Below are 3,316 nucleotides of genomic sequence, written 5' to 3' on the forward strand. Positions count from 1 at the left end.
TGGCGGCTTAACTTGACTCATTCCAGGAGCCTTATGCCTCAACCGATTTTACAGGAGAATACGGACTTGACCCGTTGCCGGCCTTCGTAGTCAATCTCCTGGGCCGTCGCCGATCCCAACGGCAGTTTCTTGTATCGCGCAAAAGCATCTTCCACGTCCTTGAGCGCAAGATTGTCCAGGACGGGCACAATGCGGTGTGCCGGTGTCAATCGGGGAATCAACAGGTCGAGACTCTTGAAGTTCGCCTTCAGTTCATCCGGGTATATCGTCACCGTGGTTGGGCGAATATCCTCAACGTCGGTCTCGTCAACGAACAAACCTTCCTGGGCGAGTTGTTCTTTGTAGAGACTCGTAAAGGCCGGATGCTCAACGACCGTCGCGGCTTCGTTTGCCTGGCCGGGTTGCATCATCCGGCGCAAGCCGCGCCCCAGTGTCTGTTCCGGGAGAATGTTCGCCTTGCTGCTGTAGGGCCGAAGCGGAACGATGGTCGTGACGTTTTGCACGTCCCATCCCTCCCGAAGCATAAGGACGCTCACGATGCACAGGTAGGGACTCGTGTTTTCGTCGAGTTGCCGTGAGAGTTCGCGCAAGGCTTTCAGGTCTTCGTCGCTGATTTCCTTCTCGCTCTCCTTGAAGACCGCGTATCGGCCTGCCCCGTGGCCCTTCCAAACGACCTTGCCTTTCAGGTTCGTATGGAGGTTCACCGTCCGCCCGTTCAGTTCTTCGTAAAGCGGGTTACTGTTCAACTCCTTCGCGATGTTATCGGCGTCGGTGGTGTCCTCGCACATGACGAAGAGGAGCGCCTTCTTCCCGCTCTTGTCCCACTCTTTCTTGGACTCCAGCCAGCGTTTGTAGCCCAGGAGAATGTGATTCTGGTAGCGCACCCCGGCATTGTCGGATGTCTGCTCAATGAGTTTCTGGCCCCGCCCGATGATCGGCGTCTTGACGATGCCGCCGTCAACGGCTTCACCGAGCGGCGTATCAATGACGATGTGCTTGAACAGATTGCCGTGGTTGTCCTTGGGCGTGGCGCTGAAATCCAACTGCGCCACAAGACCGACCTCATTGCGTTTGCGCGTCTGTTCATTCAGGAAGTCAACGGCCTCATTCCACGCGCTGTCAGGATCCCAAAGATGGTGCGCCCCGTCATTCAGGACCATCAACCTCTTGTGACTGGTGATCCGTTCTCGCAGAATCTCGCCGGTATCCAGCGCCTTCGCCTTGCTGACCTCCGGCCCAGCCCACGGTTGCATTTCGTTTTCCCGATTGCCGCGCCGATTGGTCGGGTCATAGAGTCGGTGAATGTTCGTCAGGTAGACCGTGCCACCGGCGGCCACAATGTAGATGGGGTCAATCTTCCCATTGAAGTCGGCGAGAAGGCTCGCCATCACGAGTTTGTTGTCGCCCCAAATCAGGCGATTCCGCCACGTTGTGTACTCGCCGGCCTGTTCGCGAACGGCATTGGTATTTCTCTGCCAGAGTTTCAGTTCGCCCTGCGCTTCCGCGCGCTGCCGCAGTTCGTCAATGCTCTCGACCATCTGGAGCGGCAGAACGCAGCCGGCGACATCCACCTCGCGCCGGTTGCCGTGTTCGTCGTACTTGTCTTCCCAAATCAACTCAGTCTTGACCTGGCTCAGCGGGTGCGGATTCCCCGGCCCGTAGTGGGGCTGGCCCTTTGTTTGCGTTATGTTGATCATATCGCTCAATGCTTCAGATCTCAAAGGCTGTGCGTTGCACACCGGATTGCCGGATAATGGAAAGGAGCGTGCCGATCCGTATCTCGCAGTGGATCGGGACGGGGACGGTCACGGTGGAAGCTCCGTCTTTTCGCTGCATCACCACATGACTGCCGCGTTGTCGCACTTGCCGGAATCCATGTTGCTTCAATATACGGCAGACGTCGGTCCCGGGAAAATGTCCGATCTTAGGCATGAACGGCCTCAAAACGGGTCACATAGATTTCCCCGTGCAGACGTTCCCGCACTTCCTTGGGATTGGCGCATTCCAGGAAGAGTTCTACCGCTTCCTTCAGGTTTGCAGTAGCTTGCTCGACGGTATCTCCCTGGCTGGCAACATCCAGTTCCGGGCAGAGAGAGACATAACCGTCTCCTTCTCGCTCCACGACCGCCGTTAATGAGTAGTTCTTCATCCGCACTGTCCCTCCCATGTTGGTTGGAATGTCCGCAGACATTTCCACGCTTTCGCCAGACTTGGCGAAAGCTTTTCGGCCTCGGTTACTTTCCATGCCGTTCTCACATAAGTTCCATCTGGTTGACGAGAAACACCCGCCGCTTCAGATCGATGTCAACTGATGGAAAATTCCGCCAGTTCCTCAGTTTGAGATGAGTGATGAGCATAGCATTTCGTTTCACGCAAGCAAGGAGACAGTAGCACCTCCCCTGATAAATAGAAAGGACGTTTCAGTCTGCTTTGCGGCAAGCACGGCTGTGCCGTTCTCAACTCTGATGGCAAAAGGGGACGAAAGAATGAGGCTGGAGATCATGAGCGCGGGCCACTTGGCGTCTTTGGTGTGGGGAAAAACGACCGTGAAACGGTTTGTGGCTGTTCGGGGGCAGACCCCACCCGCCACGGCGGCAGGAATCAAGAGCCATGACTGTTGAAGATCACCGCAATCCTCGTTCCGACATGAGCCAATGAATCGCGCGGTTGCGGTGTGCAGCGCAGAAGCGGTTGAGCGCCGGAGTCGTAGCCTGTCGCGCATTGCTGGGATTGTGCGCATGCTTTTTGGCCAAGAACAGCGCCATTGAGCGCAATGTGGCAAGGATATGCGCGCTGTTCGGCTCACGCACCTGACAACGATCTTCATCATAAGAACGATCTCGCACATAGTGATTGCCGTTCTCTATGCTCCAGTGTCCTCGGGCGATCCCAAGCAGCATCTCGCCATTGGCCCTCTCATCCGGCAAGCGCCCCAAGCCGGTAATCGCAAAGACCGTCTCATCGCTCTGTTTCCCGCTCTTCAGATGCGCGAAATGCCGACGAATCCGCGCCACCTGCTCCGCCCCGTAGAAGCCCATTTGCTCGGCTGTCACTCCCAGCGCCCATATCTGTCGGGTTTCCACTCGTCCATGATGCTTCTCGACCGTCTCGGCCTGTGCAAGGTCCACAGGGGGAAAAGCGCCTTCCAGCAGGCGTTGCGCCTTTTCTTGAATCGAGGGCTGGTTACCCTTCAGCGTGAAGAAGTAGTTCGCACCCTTCTCCTCCATCAGAAATCGAGCTGCTTCTTGCTGGGCATGCATCGCGTCCGCGCTCGCCACTACCCCAGGGGCATTGGGGTCACATCTTCACATTGCAC

Annotated in this window: 5 protein-coding genes; 1 reads left to right on the forward strand and 4 read right to left on the reverse strand. The window is 56.8% G+C overall.

The window, feature by feature from the left end; all coding sequences use genetic code 11:
- Positions 1-38: 38 nt before the first annotated feature.
- From QME66_13050 to QME66_13060, 3 genes are read right to left on the reverse strand one after another with little or no spacing between them, the layout of a single operon-like run.
- On the reverse strand, positions 39-1,697 hold the full coding sequence (locus QME66_13050; GenBank protein MDI6809878.1) for a hypothetical protein: 1,659 nt from the start codon (positions 1,695-1,697) through the stop codon (positions 39-41).
- 13 nt (positions 1,698-1,710) lie between these two features.
- Positions 1,711-1,932, reverse strand: a complete 222-nt coding sequence (locus QME66_13055; protein MDI6809879.1) for a type II toxin-antitoxin system HicA family toxin — start codon at positions 1,930-1,932, stop codon at positions 1,711-1,713.
- On the reverse strand, positions 1,925-2,149 hold the full coding sequence (locus QME66_13060; protein ID MDI6809880.1) for a type II toxin-antitoxin system HicB family antitoxin: 225 nt from the start codon (positions 2,147-2,149) through the stop codon (positions 1,925-1,927). The genes QME66_13055 and QME66_13060 overlap by 8 nt, the downstream gene beginning before the upstream one ends.
- A gap of 193 nt (positions 2,150-2,342) precedes the next feature.
- Between QME66_13060 and QME66_13065 the strand changes: the two genes are divergently transcribed.
- Complete coding sequence (locus QME66_13065; GenBank protein MDI6809881.1) at positions 2,343-2,621, forward strand: hypothetical protein; 279 nt, start codon at positions 2,343-2,345, stop codon at positions 2,619-2,621.
- A 3-nt stretch (positions 2,622-2,624) separates the two neighbouring features.
- Here the strand turns inward: QME66_13065 and QME66_13070 are convergent, their stop codons facing one another.
- Entirely contained in the window at positions 2,625-3,278 is a 654-nt protein-coding gene (locus tag QME66_13070; protein MDI6809882.1) for an ISAs1 family transposase, read from the reverse strand.
- Between the last annotated feature and the right edge of the window lie 38 nt (positions 3,279-3,316).

Source organism: Candidatus Eisenbacteria bacterium, assembly GCA_030017955.1.
Taxonomy (GTDB): Bacteria; Eisenbacteria; RBG-16-71-46; order JASEGR01; family JASEGR01; genus JASEGR01.